This is a genomic window from Aeromonas sp. s11 (assembly GCF_040907945.1).
GTDB lineage: Bacteria > Pseudomonadota > Gammaproteobacteria > Enterobacterales > Aeromonadaceae > Aeromonas > Aeromonas veronii.
Genome location: NZ_JBFOCU010000041.1, coordinates 1 through 16195 on the forward strand (window position 1 = coordinate 1; position 16195 = coordinate 16195).

The following is a 16195-nucleotide window of genomic DNA, read 5'->3' on the forward strand; positions in this document are numbered from 1 at the left end:
GAACGGGATTTTGAAAGGAGAGTTATTGTTGCAAAGCCCGCAGGATTTGGCGCAAGCGCGGGAAATGGTGCGTGAGGCGGTGGATATTTACAACGTGGAGCGGCCGCATCATGCGTTGAAATACAGAACCCCCGATGCGGTACATAGGGGGTTCTGAGTAGAGAAATGCTAGTTGAAAATGTGTAAACCTATTTCAGGACTAGACAGCGAATGGCGGGTTTACTCCACCAGGCTCATGCCGGGGATCTGGCGCCAGTAGCCGTTGCAATCGCGATCCTGCTGCAGAACGAGGGGCTGATTGCCCTGCCGGTTGGCTTTGAAGCGGGCCAGCATCTCCAGCGTCTCCATCCCTTGCGGCGAAAGCCTGACCACATCTACCAGACCTTCCATACCAGCCAGCTCGTTACCCAGGTTGTAGCAGTAACCGGACTGGGTCTGGATCCCGTTGAGATTGAACACCCGCTGCCCCTCGCGGCTGTTGGCCAGTCGTCCGGTGGGGTAGTTGATGCAGGCGAGCTCGCAGTTGTCTTTCGGTTTGTCGAGGGATCGGGCGGTAAAGCAGCGCGCCGAGTAGGCGAGCGGCAGATGGCCGTAGGCAAACACCTCCACCTCAAATTGGTCGCGCAAGGAGCCCAGATCCTGATTGAGCTGGATCAGCCAGTCACGGGAGAGCTCCACCGGCATGACCCAGCGTTTCATCCCCTGTTTGAGCAGCATGCGCAGCACATCGGCGTTATAGGCGTTGATGGCGGGACCACAGACGAAGGGGATCCCTGCCTCCCAGGCGAGTTGCACCGTACCGAGATCGTTGGCTTCGACCATAAGATCGCCATTGTCGACCAGCCGCTTCACCTCCTTGAGCTCGGAGGGGGCGGAGATAAGGGCGAGGGTCGAGAGCACCACCTGCTTGCCGGAGCTGGCCACCTGACGGGCCAGCGCAATCCAGTCATCGACTTTGAGTTCGCGCCGCTTGCTGCAAACGGTCTCCCCCAGATAGATGATGTCGGCCTGACTGTCGGCAGCGGCATGGTAAAAGGATTCGGTATCGGCTTTGGGCCAGTAGAAGAGCAGAGGCCCGAGAGAAAATTGCATGGGTGGACTCCTTATTGCCACTGACGATGGTAGGCGCCGAGGGTAGTCTGGCTACCTTCGGAGACGCGGGCGAGCTGGGCATCCCACTCAGCTTTAACCTGATAGGCCTCGGGATTGGCCTGATAGGCATCGATGGCTGCACGCCAGACCCGGGTCACTTGCTCCACATAAGCGGGGCTGCGCTGGCGCCCTTCAATCTTGACCGACTGGATCCCGGTCTTGAACAGCTCGGGCAGGAGACCCAGGGTATTGAGACTGGTGGGCTCTTCCAGCGCGTGGTAGGTCTGGCCATCCACGTCGAAACGCCCCTTGCACAGGGTCGGGTAACCGGCATTTTCGCCCGGGCCATAGCGGTCGATCAGCACCTCGTTGAGCCGCGACTCGAGACCGTTCGGGGTCTCTTCCCAACGGACGAACTTGGCCGGTGAGCAGGCGCCGACGGTGTTGGGACTCTCGCCAGTCATGTAGGAGGAGAGATAGCAGCGCCCCTCGGCCATGATGCAGAGGCTGCCAAAGGCGAATACCTCAAGGCCAACATCGGTCTCGCGGGCAAGCTGCTTGACCTGATGCATGGAGAGCACCCGGGGCAGCACCACCCGTGTGACATTGAATTGCTGCTGATAGAAGCGAATGGCGGCGGCATTGGTGGCGCTGGCCTGCACCGAGACATGGAGTTCCATCTCGGGGTAGTGGCGGCTGGCATATTCCAGCACGGCGAGATCGGCGATGATTAACGCATCGGCGCCGAGGGCCACCCCGCGATCAACCGCCTGTTTCCATCGAGTATCGGCACCGGGATGGGCAAAGGTATTGATGGCAATATGCAGCTTGCGACCATGTTGATGCACATAATCTACCGCCTTCTCCAGTTTGCTGTCGGTAAAGTTGAGACCGGCAAAGTGGCGGGCATTGGTGTCATCCTTGAAACCGATATAAACGGCATCGGCCCCGTTATCCACGGCGGTTTTCAGTGCCGGCAAACTGCCTGCCGGACAGAGTAATTCCATTGGTACGCTCCGAGAGTGCATATGAAGGGCAAACGAGCCCTGATTGTATGCAGCCATGCACTCCCGCTTTTTGACCTGAGGCAGCTTTGTGTGGCTTTACCCTTCTTGAGGTAACCCTGCACAAGTTTGATTTCCAACAGGATCTTGCCACTCTCCCTGTGTTTGAATGCGCAAAAAAGGGAGTCTATCGTGTTTCAACAACTGCAACGTCGCCTGGTCGAACAGGCTCCGCGCTTCTTGCGCCATCCCCTCAAGCTTGTTCCCTTCAATCTGCAAAAGCAGCTGATGGAGAGTTTGCTGGCCCGGGTTTTCAAAGAGGCTATCGAAGATGGTGATTTCGAGTTTCTGGCAGACAAGTGGCTGAAAGTCGAAGTCTCTGATCTGGAGTTGTGCTGGTTTATCAGTGAGCAGAATGGCCAGCTGGTGGTGGCTCGCGAGTGTGACAAGGCCGATGTCTGCTTCAGCGGTACCGCCAACGACCTGATCCTGATTGCCGGTCGCAAAGAGGATCCGGATTCGCTCTTTTTCCAGCGCAAGCTGAAGATAGAAGGGGATACCGAACTGGGCCTTGAGGTGAAAAACCTGATGGACAGTCTGGATCTCGATGGCTTGCCAAGCCTGATGAAGTATCCCCTGATGGATCTGGCGACGTTTATCGAACGGGCCCGCACCGAGTCAGCGCAGGCTCCGGTGCAGACGGCGCCGGGCGGGATCCCGTCTTAAGTGGACAATCACCCCATGGGCATGGCGACGATAATGGTGCCGTGCCCAGAGGCAGCGACAGGCCCACAGACAGGGCACCAAGGCGATGAGTGCCGCAGGGGCGGGCAGCTGTGACATGGCCAGCCCCGCAGCCAGCCAGATAAAGGGTTGCGCTTCATACAGCCACTCCGGCTGTAGCCAGCGTTTGCTCGGAAAGATAATCAGATCGGTACGTCGGTAGCTGGAGCGCATCATCCAGGTCACCGCTCCGGCGATAAACAGCAAGGTGCCTGCAAACCAGAGCAGGGGCTGTTCACTCAACGTAATAATGGCAATGGCTGCCAGCAGGTAGAGGCTGGGCAATCTCTCATAGATAAAGGGAGGAAGCATGGCGTGGTGTCTCCTGTGCCGTTTATCGGATATCCATCAAGTTTAGCCCCCCCCTCTCACTTCCCTCATGCTGGTTTGTTATACAAACGGGTAGTTTTGTTCTGAAATGGCTCGGCTTTTACGGTGCCAACATCGTGTTCTCTTATGTTACAATTGCGCGCCATTTTTGACTGAAGATTGACTGGGCATGTTGGATCAGATTCGTATCGTTTTGGTAAACACCTCTCATACCGGCAACATGGGGTCTGCGGCACGCGCCATGAAGACCATGGGGTTGACCCAGCTGGTATTGGTTGATCCGCAAGCCTTGCCGGATGACAATGCCTTCGCCCTGGCGGCTGGTGCCAGCGATGTGCTTGCCAATGCCCGTATCGTCCCGACACTGGACGACGCGATCGCCGATTGTGGTCTGGTGATTGGCACCAGCGCCCGCTCGCGAACCCTGAGCTGGCCCATGCTCGATCCCCGTGAGGCCGGCGAAAAGTCGATAGTCGAGGGGATGCAGCACCCGGTCGCGCTGGTGTTTGGCCGTGAACGCACTGGTCTCACCAACGACGAATTGCAAAAGTGCCACTACCACGTGGCCATTCCGGCCAATCCTGATTACAGCTCTCTCAATCTGGCCATGGCGGTGCAGACTCTCTGCTACGAAGTGCGGATGCGCTGGCTGCAGGGGCAGGCCGCCGAGCCTGAAGACGAGATGGTCTATCCGAGTGCCGCCCAGCTGGAAGGGTTTTATCAGCACCTGGAACAAACCCTGATGAAGACCGGTTTTATTGCCGATGACCATCCGGGTCATGTGATGAGCAAGCTGCGTCGCCTGTTCAATCGGGCTCGGCCGGAAGCAGCTGAGCTCAACATTCTGCGCGGTATTCTGACCTCGGTGCAGAAAGCGCGCGTACCGGATTAATCCGACTGATTTACTCAACCATATACTTGACTGATTTGGTCGGGTATGTGACCATGTGCCCCATTAAATTGCTTCGCAAGACGGTAAGGCATATGAGACTGACTTCAAAAGGACGTTACGCTGTAACCGCCATGCTCGACGTGGCGCTGCATGCAGAGCAGGGGCCCGTCCCCCTTGCCGATATTTCCGAGCGCCAGGGCATCTCGTTGTCCTATCTCGAGCAGCTCTTTGCCCGCCTGCGCAAACATGGTCTGGTGAGCAGCGTGCGTGGCCCGGGGGGTGGTTATCGCCTCGGGTTGGCCCCAGGCGAGATTTCGGTTGGTCAGGTGATCACCGCGGTCGATGAGTCGGTCGATGCCACCAAGTGTCTTGGCAAGGGCGGTTGCCACGGCGGTACCCAGTGCTTGACTCACTCCCTGTGGCGCGACCTGAGTGAGCGGATCTCCAGCTTCCTCGGGGATATCACCCTGGCCGAGCTGGTACGCCAGGCCGATGTGCGCCGCATTGCCGGCAAGCAAGATGAACAAATGAAGACCGTGTTGTCCCTGGTTGATCGGGCAGAACACGGCGATGTGAGCTTGAAAGTCCAACTATAAACGTGCTTTCCACAGCGGGACTCTGTATGACCCGGACTGTGACGGAGAAAAACATGAAACTGCCTATTTACCTTGATTATTCGGCAACCTGTCCGGTGGACCCGCGTGTCGCAGAAAAAATGATGCAGTGTCTCACCATGGATGGCCTGTTCGGCAATCCGGCTTCCCGTTCTCACCGCTTTGGCTGGCAAGCCGAAGAGGCGGTGGATCTGGCCCGTAATCAAGTGGCAGATCTGATCGGTGCCGATCCCCGCGAGATCGTCTTCACTTCCGGTGCGACCGAATCCAATAACCTGGCCATCAAGGGTGTTGCCCACTTCTATGCCAGCAAGGGCAAGCACATCATCACCTCCAAGACCGAACACAAGGCGGTGCTCGATACCTGTCGCCAGCTGGAGCGTGAAGGGTTCGAGGTGACCTATCTTGAGCCGATGCCCAACGGCCTGTTCACTATCGAGATGATCGAGAATGCCATGCGTGATGACACCATCCTGGTCAGCATCATGCATGTGAACAACGAAATCGGCGTGGTTCAGAACATTGCCGCCATCGGCGATTTGTGCCGTTCCCGCAAGATCCTGCTGCACGTGGATGCCGTTCAGAGTGTGGGCAAGATCCCGGTAGATGTGGAAGCACTGAAAGTGGATCTGCTCTCTGTCTCTGCGCACAAGGTGTATGGTCCGAAAGGGATCGGTGCACTGTTTGTTCGCCGCAAACCCCGCGTTCGTCTGGAAGCCCAGATGCACGGTGGCGGCCACGAGCGCGGCATGCGTTCCGGTACTCTGCCGACCCACCAGATCGTCGGGATGGGCGAAGCTTTCCGCATCGCCAAAGAAGATATGGTGAGTGAAGGCGAGCGTATCTTGGCTCTGCGCCAGCGTTTGTGGAATGGCATCAAGGATATTGAAGCCGTCTACGTCAATGGCGATCTGGAGCAACGTGTTCCGGGCAACCTCAACGTCAGCTTTGCCTATGTGGAAGGGGAATCCCTCATCATGGCGCTGAAAGATTTGGCGGTCTCTTCCGGTTCGGCCTGTACCTCCGCCAGCCTGGAACCTTCCTATGTGCTGCGCGCACTGGGTCTGAACGACGAGCTGGCGCACAGCTCCATCCGTTTCAGTATGGGTCGCTTCACCACCGAGGAAGAGATTGACTACGCGGTCAAGCTTATTCGTGACTCCATCGGTCGTCTGCGCGAGATGTCCCCCCTGTGGGAGATGTACAAAGACGGCGTCGATCTGAACACGGTCGAATGGGCTCATCACTGATCTATCTGGTCAGTGAGCAACAGAATTAGCAGGAGTGAGATATGGCTTACAGTGAAAAAGTAATCGACCACTACGAGAATCCTCGCAACGTCGGTGGTTTCGACAAGAATGATCCCAGCGTTGCAACCGGCATGGTCGGTGCGCCCGCCTGTGGCGACGTGATGAAGCTGCAACTGAAGATCAGTGACGAAGGCATCATCGAAGATGCCAAGTTCAAGACCTACGGCTGCGGTTCCGCCATCGCCTCCAGCTCCCTGGTGACCGAATGGGTCAAGGGCAAGACCCTGGACGAAGCGGCTGGCATCAAGAACACAGATATCGCTGAAGAGTTGGCCCTGCCACCGGTGAAGATCCACTGCTCCATTCTGGCTGAGGACGCCATCAAGGCCGCCATCGCCGATTACAAGCAGAAGAAAGGTCTCTAAGCGCCGGAGAGCAGTATGGCTATTACCATGACAGATGCCGCCGCGGCACGGGTTTCCTCTTTTCTGGCTAACCGGGGCAAGGGCATTGGCCTGCGCCTCGGCGTCAAAACCACCGGCTGCTCCGGTCTGGCCTACGTGCTTGAGTTCGTTGATGAACTGACCGATGAGGATCAGGTGTTCGAGCAGCAGGGCGTCAAGATTATTGTCGATGCCAAGAGCCTGATCCATCTGGATGGCACTGAGCTGGATTTCGTCAAGGAGGGCCTCAACGAGGGCTTCCAGTTCAACAATCCCAACGCCAAAGGCGAGTGTGGTTGCGGCGAAAGCTTCAGTGTCTGAGATGTTTGACGTGAATGATCTTTCGTCTGTTGTTGAACAGGTCAGATATGTTTAGTTCAACAATACCTTCTCATGCGCCAAAGGCGAGTGTGGTTGCGGCGAAAGCTTCAGTGTCTGAGATGTTTGACGTCAATGATCCTTCGTCTGTGGTTGAGCGGGTTGTCGATGACCCGTTCAACCACATCTCGTTTGCCAGGGGCGAGTGAGGTTGTGACGAACGTTTCCAAGAGGTTTGCATGAATCATTTCGAGCTGTTTGGGCTGGTTGAAGGCTTCGAGCTCGATACCCGTCAGTTGGCTGATACCTACCGCCAGCTGCAAACCCAATTCCATCCTGATCGTTTTGCCACCGCCCCCGAACGGGAGCAGCTGGCTGCGGTGCAACGTGCCGCCCAGATCAACGAAGCATTCACCACCCTCAAGGCGCCGCTGCGCCGTGCCGAATATCTGCTCTCCCTGCGTGGCACCGATATCCGTGGTGAACAGCAGACTCTGCAAGATACCGCGTTTCTGATGCAGCAGCTGGAGTGGCGCGAGCGTCTGGCCGATCTGAAAGATGACGCCGACCCTGAGCGCGCCATCAAGGATTTTCGCAGCGAGATCAGGCATGATCACCAGATGTTGATGCAGCAGCTGACCGAGTCCCTTGCCGCCGGCAAAGATCTCGTTGCCGCTGATTGCGTTCGCAAACTCAAGTTTGTCGACAAGCTCCTTGAAGAGCTGGAACGATTCGAAGACTCGCTTCTCGAGTCTTGATCCTTTAACGCTGGAAGTTTCATTACCCATGGCATTACTGCAAATCGCCGAACCCGGCCAGAGCGCTGTTCCTCATCAGCACAAACGTGCCGTCGGCATCGATCTCGGCACCACCAACTCTCTCGTCGCTGCGGTTCGCAGTGGTCACGCCGATACCCTTTGCGATGAGCAAGGGCGCGACCTGCTCCCGTCAGTGGTGCACTATCAAAGCGACGCCATTCGAGTCGGGATTGATGCCAAGCGCGAAGCGGCGCTCGATCCTCACAACACCATCGTCTCGGTCAAACGGATGATGGGCAAGGCGCTGGCCGATATCGATACCCGCCAGCAGCCTTACCAGTTTGTTGCCGCCGACAATGGCATGCCGCAACTGCAAACCCGTCAGGGGCTGGTCAATCCGGTACAGGTCTCGGCCGAAATTCTCAAAAAGCTGGCCGAGCGTGGCGCCCAGACACTCGGGGGCGATCTCGATGGCGTGGTCATTACCGTGCCCGCCTATTTCGATGATGCCCAGCGTCAGGGCACCAAGGATGCGGCCCGTCTGGCCGGTCTGCACGTGCTGCGCCTGCTCAACGAGCCGACCGCGGCCGCGATCGCCTATGGCCTTGACTCCGGTCAGGAAGGGGTGATCGCGGTATACGATCTGGGGGGCGGCACCTTCGATATCTCCATCCTGCGTCTGCACCGCGGTGTGTTTGAAGTGATGGCGACCGGCGGCGATTCCGCCCTCGGCGGTGATGATTTTGATCACCTGCTGGCGGACTGGATCAAGGAGCAAGCGGGCTTCTCCGGCGAGCTGGATGCCCATCTGCAGCGCGAGCTGCTGGATGTGGCCGCTGCCGTCAAGCATGGTCTGACCGATGCCGAGCAGGTGGCGTGCACCTTTGCTGGCTGGCAGGGTTCAGTGAGCCGTAGCCAGTTTGATGAACTCATCACCCCGCTGGTGAAACGGACCTTGCTGGCCTGTCGCCGCGCCTTGCGCGATGCGGGCCTTGAGCAGGTGGAAGTGCTGGAAGTGGTGATGGTCGGTGGCTCCACCCGGGTGCCGCTGGTGCGTGAACTGGTGGGCGAGTTCTTCCAGCGGACGCCGTTGACCAGCATCGATCCGGATAAAGTGGTTGCCATCGGCGCCGCCATCCAGGCCGATATTCTGGTGGGCAACAAGCCTGATGCCGAGATGCTGCTGCTGGACGTTATCCCGCTATCGCTGGGTCTGGAGACCATGGGTGGCCTCGCCGAGAAAGTGATCCCGCGCAACACTACCATTCCGGTTGCCCGCGCCCAGGAGTTCACCACCTTCAAGGATGGTCAGACCGCCATGGCCATTCACGTGGTACAGGGGGAACGCGAGTTGGTGGCCGATTGCCGCTCCCTGGCCCGCTTTACCCTGACCGGTATTCCGCCGATGGCTGCCGGCGTCGCCCATATTCGCGTCACCTTCCAGGTGGATGCGGATGGTCTGCTCTCGGTCAGCGCCATGGAGAAATCCTCCGGCGTGCAGGCCGAGATCCAGGTCAAGCCCTCTTACGGGCTGGCGGAGCAGGATATCCTCAACATGCTGAGTGCCTCCATCGAGAATGCCCAGCAGGATATGGATGCCCGCATGCTGGCCGAGCAGCAGGTTGAAGCTGACCGTGTGGTCGAGAGTTTGAATGCCGCGCTGGCTGCCGATGGCGATGCCCTGCTCAATGCTGCCGAGCGTGCCGAGATTGATGCCGCCATCGCCCATCTGCTGACCATGCGCAACAGCGGCGCAACCCATCAAATCAAAGAAGCCATTGAGGCAGCCGATGCTGTCAGTGGTGAGTTTGCAGCCCGCCGGATGGACGCCTCCATCCGCAAGGTGCTGACCGGACAAAACGTCAACAAGGTGTAATATGCCAAAACTGATCATTCTTCCTCATCCCGTACTCTGTCCGGATGGCGCCGCCCTCGAGGGGCAAAGCGGCGAGACCATTCTGGATGTGGCGCTGCGCAACGGTATCGAAATCGAGCATGCCTGCGAGAAATCCTGTGCCTGCACTACCTGCCACTGCGTGGTGCGCGAGGGCTTTGACTCGCTCGAGCCAAGCGACGAGCTGGAAGACGACATGCTGGACAAGGCGTGGGGGCTGGAGCCGGAATCGCGCCTCAGCTGCCAGGCAAAACTGGCGGACGAGGATCTGGTGGTGGAACTGCCCAAGTACACCCTGAACCTTGCCTCTGAACGCCATTAATTACACATGAGTGAATTGCACGTGCAGCATCCTGTGGTGCTTCAGTGATATGGTGGAAGGCCGTGACCCTCGGGGGCACGGCCTTTTTTGTATTCGTTATTCTCTCTTTGCCAATAAGCTCTTTCCCATAAAGAGTGCTTATACATAGTGCCAGTAAAAAGGAAGCAAACACGATGGCTGACATGATGAAGGTAGCGTTATCCACCCAGGCTGCGGCCGCTTATTGGGGCGAGGGCGCCCAGCTCAGTTTTAATGGCGACGAGGCTCTGATCCATCTTGGTACCGCCGGTCAGCAGAAGGATGTTCTGCGCACCGTTCAGCGCGCCGCCCGTCGCCTCGAATCGAGCGGGATCAAGCGGGTGACGCTGGTCGGTGAAGGCTGGGATCTGGAGCGTCGCTACGCGTTCGCCCAGGGGTTCTACGCCGCCAAGGGATCGCGTGAACTGGATTTTGGCCAGCAGAGCGACGCGGAAGCCCGTGAACTGGATGCGCTGCTCAAGGCGGCTCGCTGGGTACGTGACATCACCAATGGCTGTCCGGAAGAGATCTACCCCATGAGTCTGGCGGAATCGGCCCTGTTGCTCATTCGTGGTCTGGCCGGGGATCAGGTTACAGCTCGCATCACCGCCGGTGAAGCGCTGCGCGAGTCCGGCCATATCGGGATCTGGTCGGTTGGCCGTGGCAGCGAGCGCGAGCCTGTGCTGCTGGAGCTCGACTATAACCCGACCGGGGATCGCAATGCACCCGTGGTGGCGGCGCTGGTGGGCAAGGGGATCACTTTTGATTCCGGTGGCTACTCCATGAAGTCCTCTGACAACATGCTGCCGATGAAGTCCGATATGGGCGGCGCGGCCATGGTGACCGGCGCGCTGGCGCTGGCTATCAGCCGCGGTCTGAACCAGCGGGTGAAGCTCATTCTCTGCTGCGCCGAGAACCTGGTCTCCGGCCACGCCTTCAAACTGGGCGACATCCTCACCTACAAGAATGGGGTTTCAGTCGAGATCCAGAACACCGATGCGGAAGGTCGTCTGGTGCTGGCCGATGGCCTGATGGCGGCCTCCGACAGCGGTGCGGCTTATATCCTTGACGCAGCCACCCTGACCGGCGCCGCCAAGATGGCGCTGGGGCGCGATTATAATGCGGTGTTTGCCCTCGATGAGACCGAACAGCAGCGTGCGCTGGCCGCCGCCAAGGTGGAAAACGAGCAGGCGTGGGCGCTGCCGCTGGAGCCCTGGCATGCCAGCCAGCTCACCTCGGCCTTTGCCGATCTGGGCAACGTCGCCTCGGCAGAAGGCACGGCCGGTGCCACCACGGCTGCTGCGTTCCTTTCCCGCTTCGTGCGTGATGAGGGCAAGGGTTGGGTACACCTGGATCTGGCAGCCTCTTATCAGAAATCGGGCAATGATCTCTGGGCGACCGGCGCCAAGGGGCACGGTCTGCGTACCATCGCCCGCTGGCTGCAGGAGGTGACCGCATGAATGTCTGGTTAAGTCGTGAATTTGCACCGGCCGAGTGGGGGGAGGGGGCGCTGCTCTCTCACCGTGCCGACGGCATGGTGATCCATCTGGTGACGGCCAATCCGCTGCTCGATATCCAGCAGGCGGCCCGTCGCCTCTGCCAGCAGGGGATCCAGAAAGTGACCCTGGCTGGTCACTGGGAGCGTGAACAGCAGTGGGCTTTTGCCCAAGGGCTACAAACCCCCAAGGCGGAGGTGCAACTGCAGTGGGCCATGTCCTCGGAAGAGGATAGAGAGGAGCTGGAAGCGCGTTGGCTCTGCGGCCGCTGGGTGCGCGAGATGACCAATGCCACCCCGGAGCAGTTGGGCCCGCTGGAGCTGGCGGTGGAAGCAGCCTCCTTTATTACCGAGCTGGCGCCGGACAAGGTGAGTCATCGCATTTTGAAAGGCGAAGCGCTGCAACAGGCGGGCTGGGTCGGCCTCTATCAGGTGGGCCGCGGCAGTGCGCGCGAACCGGTATTGCTGGAGCTCGACTTCAACCCGGGGCGTGACCCCAAGGCGCCGGTGGCGGCAGCGCTGGTGGGCAAGGGGATCACCTTTGACTCCGGCGGCTACTCCATGAAGAGCTCCGAGGGGATGCTCACCATGAAGTGCGACATGGGTGGTGCGGCGATTGTCACCGGTGCGCTGGCGCTGGCTATGCTGCGCGGGCTCGACAAGCGGGTGAAGCTGATCCTCTGTTGCGCCGAGAACCTGGTCTCCGGCCACGCCTACAAGCTGGGCGACATCCTCACCTACAAGAACGGCACCACGGTCGAGATTGTGAATACCGATGCCGAGGGGCGGCTGGTGCTGGCCGACGGCCTGCAACTGGCGAGCGAGTCCGGCGCACCGCTGATCATCGATGCCGCGACCCTGACCGGCGCAGCCGTGATGGCGCTGGGTGGGCGCTACAATGCTCTGTTCGGCCTCGATAAAGGGCTGGTAAGCCGGGCCATGACCTATGCCGATGCCGAGCATGAGCCTGCCTGGCCGCTGCCGCTGGAGCCCTGGCACCGCCAGCAGTGCCCCTCCCATTACGCCGACACGGCCAACAGCCGTCCGGTGAAGGGGGGCGGACCGGGTGGCGCCTCCAACGCGGCGGGTTTTCTCTCCCGTTTCGTTGCCAACGAAGGGATGGGGTGGCTGCATATCGATCTGGCAGCTTGCTTCAGTGACAACGGCGATGCCCTCTGGGCGCCGGGGGCCAATACCCTGGGGATGCGCACCATAGCGCGGGCCTTGCTGGCGGAAACCAAATAGGCGAGACAAGGCACCTTCGGGTGCCTTTTTCATGCTGTTCGAATTGTGAACAAAAGATGGGGTTTTGGCGGCTTAAGGTAACTATCGTGCGCAAGCGCACATATTTTCCGGCTCTGCTCGGTCAAGATGAGTGTGGATGTTGATTGCAAGGGAGTGATGTTTAATAAAAAGTTGCTTGTTTGTGTGTTTTTCCGGTTTTTGTTTACGTATAATCGCCAGCGAACATGGATTCTAACAATAAAACTCTGTAGTTAAGGAAAGATATCAATGGCCATCGAACGTACCTTTTCTATCGTTAAACCGGATGCTGTCAGCAAGAACCTGATCGGTGCCATCTATAGCCGTTTCGAAAGCGCAGGCTTGAAAGTGGTGGCATCCAAAATGCTGCACATGAGCAGTGAACAGGCTGCCGGTTTCTATGCCGAGCATCAGGGCAAGCCTTTTTATGACAATCTGGTCAGCTTCATGACCTCTGGCCCTGTCATGGTGCAGGTGCTGGAAGGGGAAGACGCCATCCGTCGCAATCGCGAGATCATGGGTGCGACCAACCCGAAAGAGGCGCTGGCTGGTACCTTGCGTGCCTGTTATGCCGAGAGCATCGATCGCAACGCAGTACATGGCTCCGATGCACCTGCATCCGCTGCCCGCGAAATTGCCTACTTCTTCTCTGACAACGAGATCTGCCCGCGCGGCTAATTTTTGTGGATGATGACCCAAGGGAGCCTCGGCTCCCTTTGTTGTTTTCGCCGTTTACGCAATATCCCTCTATTCTCCAGGTGGAAAGCCAGACCCATTATTTGTACAATGCCGCCCCCTGACGTCGTCAGCCAATAATTGATGAAGTGTTTGAACTGAGGCCATTGATGAGCGAAACAAAAATCAACCTGCTGGATCTTGATCGGGATGCCATGCGTGCCTTTTTCGTCGAACTGGGCGAGAAGCCATTCCGGGCAGATCAGGTCATGAAGTGGATCTATCACTTTGGGTGTGATGATTTCGATCAGATGACCAACGTCAACAAGGTGCTCAAAGAGCGCCTCAAGGCGATCGCCGAGATCAAGGCGCCCGAGATCAGCCGCGAGCAGCGCTCTGCCGATGGCACCATCAAGTGGGCCCTGCAGGTGGGTGATCAGGAGGTAGAGACCGTCTACATCCCGGAAGATGACCGCGCGACCCTCTGCGTCTCCTCTCAAGTTGGCTGTGCGCTGGAGTGCAAGTTCTGCTCCACGGCTCAACAAGGCTTCAACCGCAATCTGAAAGTCTCCGAGATCATCGGTCAGGTGTGGCGTGCGGCCCGTGTGGTCGGTGGCAAGCGTCCCATCACCAACGTGGTGATGATGGGGATGGGCGAGCCGCTGCTCAACCTCGCCAACGTGGTGCCTGCCATGCGTCTGATGATGGATGACTACGGCTTTGGCATCTCCAAGCGCCGGGTGACCATCTCCACCTCTGGCGTGGTACCTGCGCTGGACAAGCTGGGTGACCAGATCGACGTGGCGCTGGCTATCTCCCTGCACGCCCCGAACGACAAGTTGCGTTCAGAGATCATGCCGATCAACGACAAGTACAACATCGAGGAGTTCCTCGCCGGTGTCCGTCGTTACCTGGCCAAATCCAATGCCAACGGTGGTCGGGTGACCGTCGAGTATGTGCTGCTCGATCATATCAATGACGATATGCAGCATGCTCACGAGCTGGCCAAGGTGCTCAAGGACACTCCGAGCAAGATCAACCTGATCCCGTTCAACCCCTTCCCGGGCAACCCTTACGGCAAGCCGAGCAACAGCCGTATCGATCGCTTCTCCAAGGTGCTGATGGAGTACGGTTTCACCGTGATTGTCCGCAAGACCCGTGGTGATGACATCGATGCCGCCTGTGGTCAGCTGGTGGGTGACGTGATTGACCGTACCAAGCGAACTATCAAAAATCGGATGCAACAGGATGGGATTTCCGTCAAAATGGTTTAAATGCTAAGCCATTGTATAGACAGGGAATGGATACACGTACATTGATCGTAGTGGCAGCGCTCTGCGCGCTGCCAGGCTGTGTGACCGAGACCACTTACGCTGGCCAGAACTCGACCCAGCGTGAAGTGGGTCCTGACCTCAAGGCGGCTGCCCAAACCCGCCTCGACCTGGGTATCCAGTACCTGCGTCAGGGCAATGCCGAGCAGGCCAAGTTCAATCTTGACCGCGCCCTCCAGTATGACCCCTCCAACCCCCAGATCCAGATCGGCTTTGCCTACTTTTACCAGAAGGTAGGGGATTTCAAGGCGGCCGAGACCCATTACAAGAACGCCCTTGCCATGGATCCGTCCAATGCTGACGCAATGAACAACTATGGTGCCTTCCTCTGTGATCGCGGCAGGTATGCCGAGGCAGATCAGGCGTTCAACCAGGCTGTTATTCAGCCAGGCTACGTAAAAATTGCCGATACCTATGAAAATGCGGCACTTTGTGCGCTGCAAAATCGCAGAAATGATAAAGCAGGCGAGTACTATCGCCTGGCCTTGGGGTATAATCCCCGCAATCCAGGGTTATTGCTGGACTTGGCCGAGCTTTCCATGAAAGATGGCAAGCTGCCTGATGTGCAGTCCTACCTCGCCCGTTTTGCCGATGTGTCAGACGAGAACGAGGAGAGTCTCTGGTTGAGACTTCGGCTGGCACAGGTGATGGACAAGCCGGCATTACTTCACCAATTCGGGACTGAGCTGGTAAGGCAATATCCCACTTCGCAACAAGCCAAGCGTTATTTAGCCAATGACTATTGAACAGCAACACGATTTCCAAGACGACTCCCAGGCAGTAGGCCCAGGCCAATTGCTGCGCAACGCCCGTGAACAGCTTGGCTGGACACGAGAACAGGTTGCGTCCCGCATTCACCTTCGTCTGACCCTGATCGCCGCTATCGAATCGGATACCTACGACAAGCACACGTCCCACACCTTTATTCGGGGCTATTTGCGTACCTATGCCAAGCTGGTCGGGATCCCCGACGAGACCATTCTGGCTGCTTACGACAAGCTGGGTCTGACCCCTCCCGACAATATCGACATGCAGAGCTTCTCCCGTCGCTCCCGCCAGCAAGCCAACGACAGTCGGCTCAAGGTGGTGACCTGGCTGGTGATCCTGGTGTTGATTGCGCTCTCGGTCGCCTGGTGGTGGCAGAGTACTTCACGCCGCTCCGCCGGTGATGAAGCGCTGGCAGCCACCGAGATGAGTGCAACCAGTTCGACTCCGGCTGAACCGGCTATCACGCCGCCCGATGCGCTCAACACCGCTCCGGCCGAAGGTGCTGCCATCGCACCGGCCGCCACGGACGTGATTGCCCCTGCGGTGGTCTCCGATGCGACTGCTACCCTGGCGCCTGCTTCTGCGGCTGTTGCCCCGAGCGATGTCAGCGCGGCTGTCGGCACTGCGATCGATGCAGCAGTATCCGGCGCCAATGGCACTGAATCTGAAGAGGCTGTCGTTGATCCGGCGACTGCGCCGCAACTGAAGATGAGCTTCACCGCCGATTGCTGGCTGGATGTGAAAGATGCCAACGGCAAGACCCTGTTCAGTGGTCTGAAGAAGGCCAACGACGAGCTGGTGCTGGAAGGCGCCGAGCCCCTGAAGTTCATCATTGGCGCGCCCATGGCCGTCAAGCTTGACTACAAGGGTCAGTCGTTTGATATGAGCCGTTACAACAACGGTCGTACAGCCCGCTTCTCACTGCCGCAGGAGTAATCTGTTTCC

At 58.4% G+C, this 16195-nt stretch carries 19 protein-coding genes; 16 read left to right on the forward strand and 3 right to left on the reverse strand.

Annotated features, from left to right (window positions below):
* Window positions 1–157 (forward strand): integrase core domain-containing protein (locus AB5Y84_RS11820; RefSeq protein ID WP_368177031.1); only part of this gene is annotated, 157 nt, incomplete at its 5' end.
* Between the two features lie 62 nt (window positions 158–219).
* Here AB5Y84_RS11820 and AB5Y84_RS11825 read toward each other — a convergent pair.
* Entirely contained in the window at window positions 220–1092 is an 873-nt protein-coding gene (locus tag AB5Y84_RS11825) for a U32 family peptidase (protein WP_257725732.1), read from the reverse strand.
* Window positions 1093–1103: 11 nt separating this feature from the next.
* Window positions 1104–2099, reverse strand: a complete 996-nt coding sequence (locus tag AB5Y84_RS11830; protein ID WP_042080116.1) for a peptidase U32 family protein — start codon at window positions 2097–2099, stop codon at window positions 1104–1106.
* A 189-nt stretch (window positions 2100–2288) separates the two neighbouring features.
* Here AB5Y84_RS11830 and AB5Y84_RS11835 point away from each other — a divergent pair, with 189 nt between their 5' ends.
* Window positions 2289–2822 (forward strand): SCP2 domain-containing protein, encoded by a 534-nt coding sequence (locus AB5Y84_RS11835; RefSeq protein ID WP_005344837.1) that lies wholly within the window; start codon window positions 2289–2291, stop codon window positions 2820–2822.
* Here AB5Y84_RS11835 and AB5Y84_RS11840 read toward each other — a convergent pair.
* Window positions 2775–3191 carry a hypothetical protein gene (locus AB5Y84_RS11840; protein WP_005333821.1) on the reverse strand — a complete coding sequence of 139 codons (417 nt, stop codon included), beginning with the start codon at window positions 3189–3191 and terminating at the stop codon, window positions 2775–2777. The two genes, AB5Y84_RS11835 and AB5Y84_RS11840, sit on opposite strands and share 48 nt — an antisense overlap.
* Window positions 3192–3378: 187 nt before the next feature.
* Between AB5Y84_RS11840 and trmJ the strand changes: the two genes are divergently transcribed.
* The 14 genes from trmJ (at window position 3379) to rodZ (ending at window position 16186) form a co-directional block, all read left to right on the forward strand.
* Entirely contained in the window at window positions 3379–4101 is a 723-nt protein-coding gene (gene trmJ, locus AB5Y84_RS11845; RefSeq protein WP_088869225.1) for a tRNA (cytosine(32)/uridine(32)-2'-O)-methyltransferase TrmJ, read from the forward strand.
* Between the two features lie 92 nt (window positions 4102–4193).
* Window positions 4194–4697: a Fe-S cluster assembly transcriptional regulator IscR gene (gene iscR / locus AB5Y84_RS11850; protein ID WP_026035025.1), complete on the forward strand. Its 504-nt coding sequence runs from the start codon at window positions 4194–4196 to the stop codon at window positions 4695–4697.
* A gap of 53 nt (window positions 4698–4750) precedes the next feature.
* Complete coding sequence (locus tag AB5Y84_RS11855; RefSeq protein ID WP_257725731.1) at window positions 4751–5965, forward strand: IscS subfamily cysteine desulfurase; 1215 nt, start codon at window positions 4751–4753, stop codon at window positions 5963–5965.
* A gap of 41 nt (window positions 5966–6006) precedes the next feature.
* Entirely contained in the window at window positions 6007–6390 is a 384-nt protein-coding gene (gene iscU, locus AB5Y84_RS11860; protein ID WP_005333813.1) for a Fe-S cluster assembly scaffold IscU, read from the forward strand.
* 15 nt (window positions 6391–6405) lie between these two features.
* Window positions 6406–6729: an iron-sulfur cluster assembly protein IscA gene (iscA, locus tag AB5Y84_RS11865; protein WP_005333812.1), complete on the forward strand. Its 324-nt coding sequence runs from the start codon at window positions 6406–6408 to the stop codon at window positions 6727–6729.
* A gap of 236 nt (window positions 6730–6965) precedes the next feature.
* Complete coding sequence (hscB, locus tag AB5Y84_RS11870) at window positions 6966–7484, forward strand: co-chaperone HscB (protein ID WP_042013204.1); 519 nt, start codon at window positions 6966–6968, stop codon at window positions 7482–7484.
* 28 nt (window positions 7485–7512) lie between these two features.
* A complete protein-coding gene (gene hscA / locus AB5Y84_RS11875) occupies window positions 7513–9360 on the forward strand; it encodes a Fe-S protein assembly chaperone HscA (RefSeq protein ID WP_257725730.1) in 1848 nt (615 codons plus the stop codon).
* 1 nt (window position 9361) lies between these two features.
* Window positions 9362–9700, forward strand: a complete 339-nt coding sequence (fdx, locus tag AB5Y84_RS11880; protein WP_005333808.1) for an ISC system 2Fe-2S type ferredoxin — start codon at window positions 9362–9364, stop codon at window positions 9698–9700.
* A gap of 173 nt (window positions 9701–9873) precedes the next feature.
* Entirely contained in the window at window positions 9874–11178 is a 1305-nt protein-coding gene (pepB, locus tag AB5Y84_RS11885) for an aminopeptidase PepB (protein WP_257725729.1), read from the forward strand.
* On the forward strand, window positions 11175–12458 hold the full coding sequence (pepB, locus tag AB5Y84_RS11890; RefSeq protein ID WP_257725728.1) for an aminopeptidase PepB: 1284 nt from the start codon (window positions 11175–11177) through the stop codon (window positions 12456–12458). Before pepB (AB5Y84_RS11885) ends, pepB (AB5Y84_RS11890) begins: the two co-directional genes overlap by 4 nt.
* Before the next feature lie 267 nt (window positions 12459–12725).
* A complete protein-coding gene (gene ndk, locus AB5Y84_RS11895; protein ID WP_005333805.1) occupies window positions 12726–13154 on the forward strand; it encodes a nucleoside-diphosphate kinase in 429 nt (142 codons plus the stop codon).
* A 167-nt stretch (window positions 13155–13321) separates the two neighbouring features.
* Window positions 13322–14425, forward strand: coding sequence for a bifunctional tRNA (adenosine(37)-C2)-methyltransferase TrmG/ribosomal RNA large subunit methyltransferase RlmN (locus AB5Y84_RS11900; RefSeq protein ID WP_005344856.1), 1104 nt, complete (start codon window positions 13322–13324; stop codon window positions 14423–14425).
* 11 nt (window positions 14426–14436) lie between these two features.
* Window positions 14437–15228: a PilW family type IVa pilus biogenesis/stability lipoprotein TapF gene (tapF, locus tag AB5Y84_RS11905; RefSeq protein WP_368177004.1), complete on the forward strand. Its 792-nt coding sequence runs from the start codon at window positions 14437–14439 to the stop codon at window positions 15226–15228.
* A complete protein-coding gene (rodZ, locus tag AB5Y84_RS11910) occupies window positions 15218–16186 on the forward strand; it encodes a cytoskeleton protein RodZ (protein ID WP_368177005.1) in 969 nt (322 codons plus the stop codon). Before tapF ends, rodZ begins: the two co-directional genes overlap by 11 nt.
* Window positions 16187–16195: the final 9 nt, after the last annotated feature.

Coding starts and splice junctions, on each gene's coding strand:
- AB5Y84_RS11825 (WP_257725732.1), bottom strand. CDS start 1,092: ATGCAATTTTCTCTCGGGCCTCTGCTCTTCTACTGGCCCAAAGCCGAT.
- AB5Y84_RS11830 (WP_042080116.1), bottom strand. CDS start 2,099: ATGGAATTACTCTGTCCGGCAGGCAGTTTGCCGGCACTGAAAACCGCC.
- AB5Y84_RS11840 (WP_005333821.1), bottom strand. CDS start 3,191: ATGCTTCCTCCCTTTATCTATGAGAGATTGCCCAGCCTCTACCTGCTG.
- trmJ (WP_088869225.1), top strand. CDS start 3,379: ATGTTGGATCAGATTCGTATCGTTTTGGTAAACACCTCTCATACCGGC.
- iscR (WP_026035025.1), top strand. CDS start 4,194: ATGAGACTGACTTCAAAAGGACGTTACGCTGTAACCGCCATGCTCGAC.
- AB5Y84_RS11855 (WP_257725731.1), top strand. CDS start 4,751: ATGAAACTGCCTATTTACCTTGATTATTCGGCAACCTGTCCGGTGGAC.
- iscU (WP_005333813.1), top strand. CDS start 6,007: ATGGCTTACAGTGAAAAAGTAATCGACCACTACGAGAATCCTCGCAAC.
- iscA (WP_005333812.1), top strand. CDS start 6,406: ATGGCTATTACCATGACAGATGCCGCCGCGGCACGGGTTTCCTCTTTT.
- hscB (WP_042013204.1), top strand. CDS start 6,966: ATGAATCATTTCGAGCTGTTTGGGCTGGTTGAAGGCTTCGAGCTCGAT.
- hscA (WP_257725730.1), top strand. CDS start 7,513: ATGGCATTACTGCAAATCGCCGAACCCGGCCAGAGCGCTGTTCCTCAT.
- fdx (WP_005333808.1), top strand. CDS start 9,362: ATGCCAAAACTGATCATTCTTCCTCATCCCGTACTCTGTCCGGATGGC.
- pepB (WP_257725729.1), top strand. CDS start 9,874: ATGGCTGACATGATGAAGGTAGCGTTATCCACCCAGGCTGCGGCCGCT.
- pepB (WP_257725728.1), top strand. CDS start 11,175: ATGAATGTCTGGTTAAGTCGTGAATTTGCACCGGCCGAGTGGGGGGAG.
- ndk (WP_005333805.1), top strand. CDS start 12,726: ATGGCCATCGAACGTACCTTTTCTATCGTTAAACCGGATGCTGTCAGC.
- AB5Y84_RS11900 (WP_005344856.1), top strand. CDS start 13,322: ATGAGCGAAACAAAAATCAACCTGCTGGATCTTGATCGGGATGCCATG.
- rodZ (WP_368177005.1), top strand. CDS start 15,218: ATGACTATTGAACAGCAACACGATTTCCAAGACGACTCCCAGGCAGTA.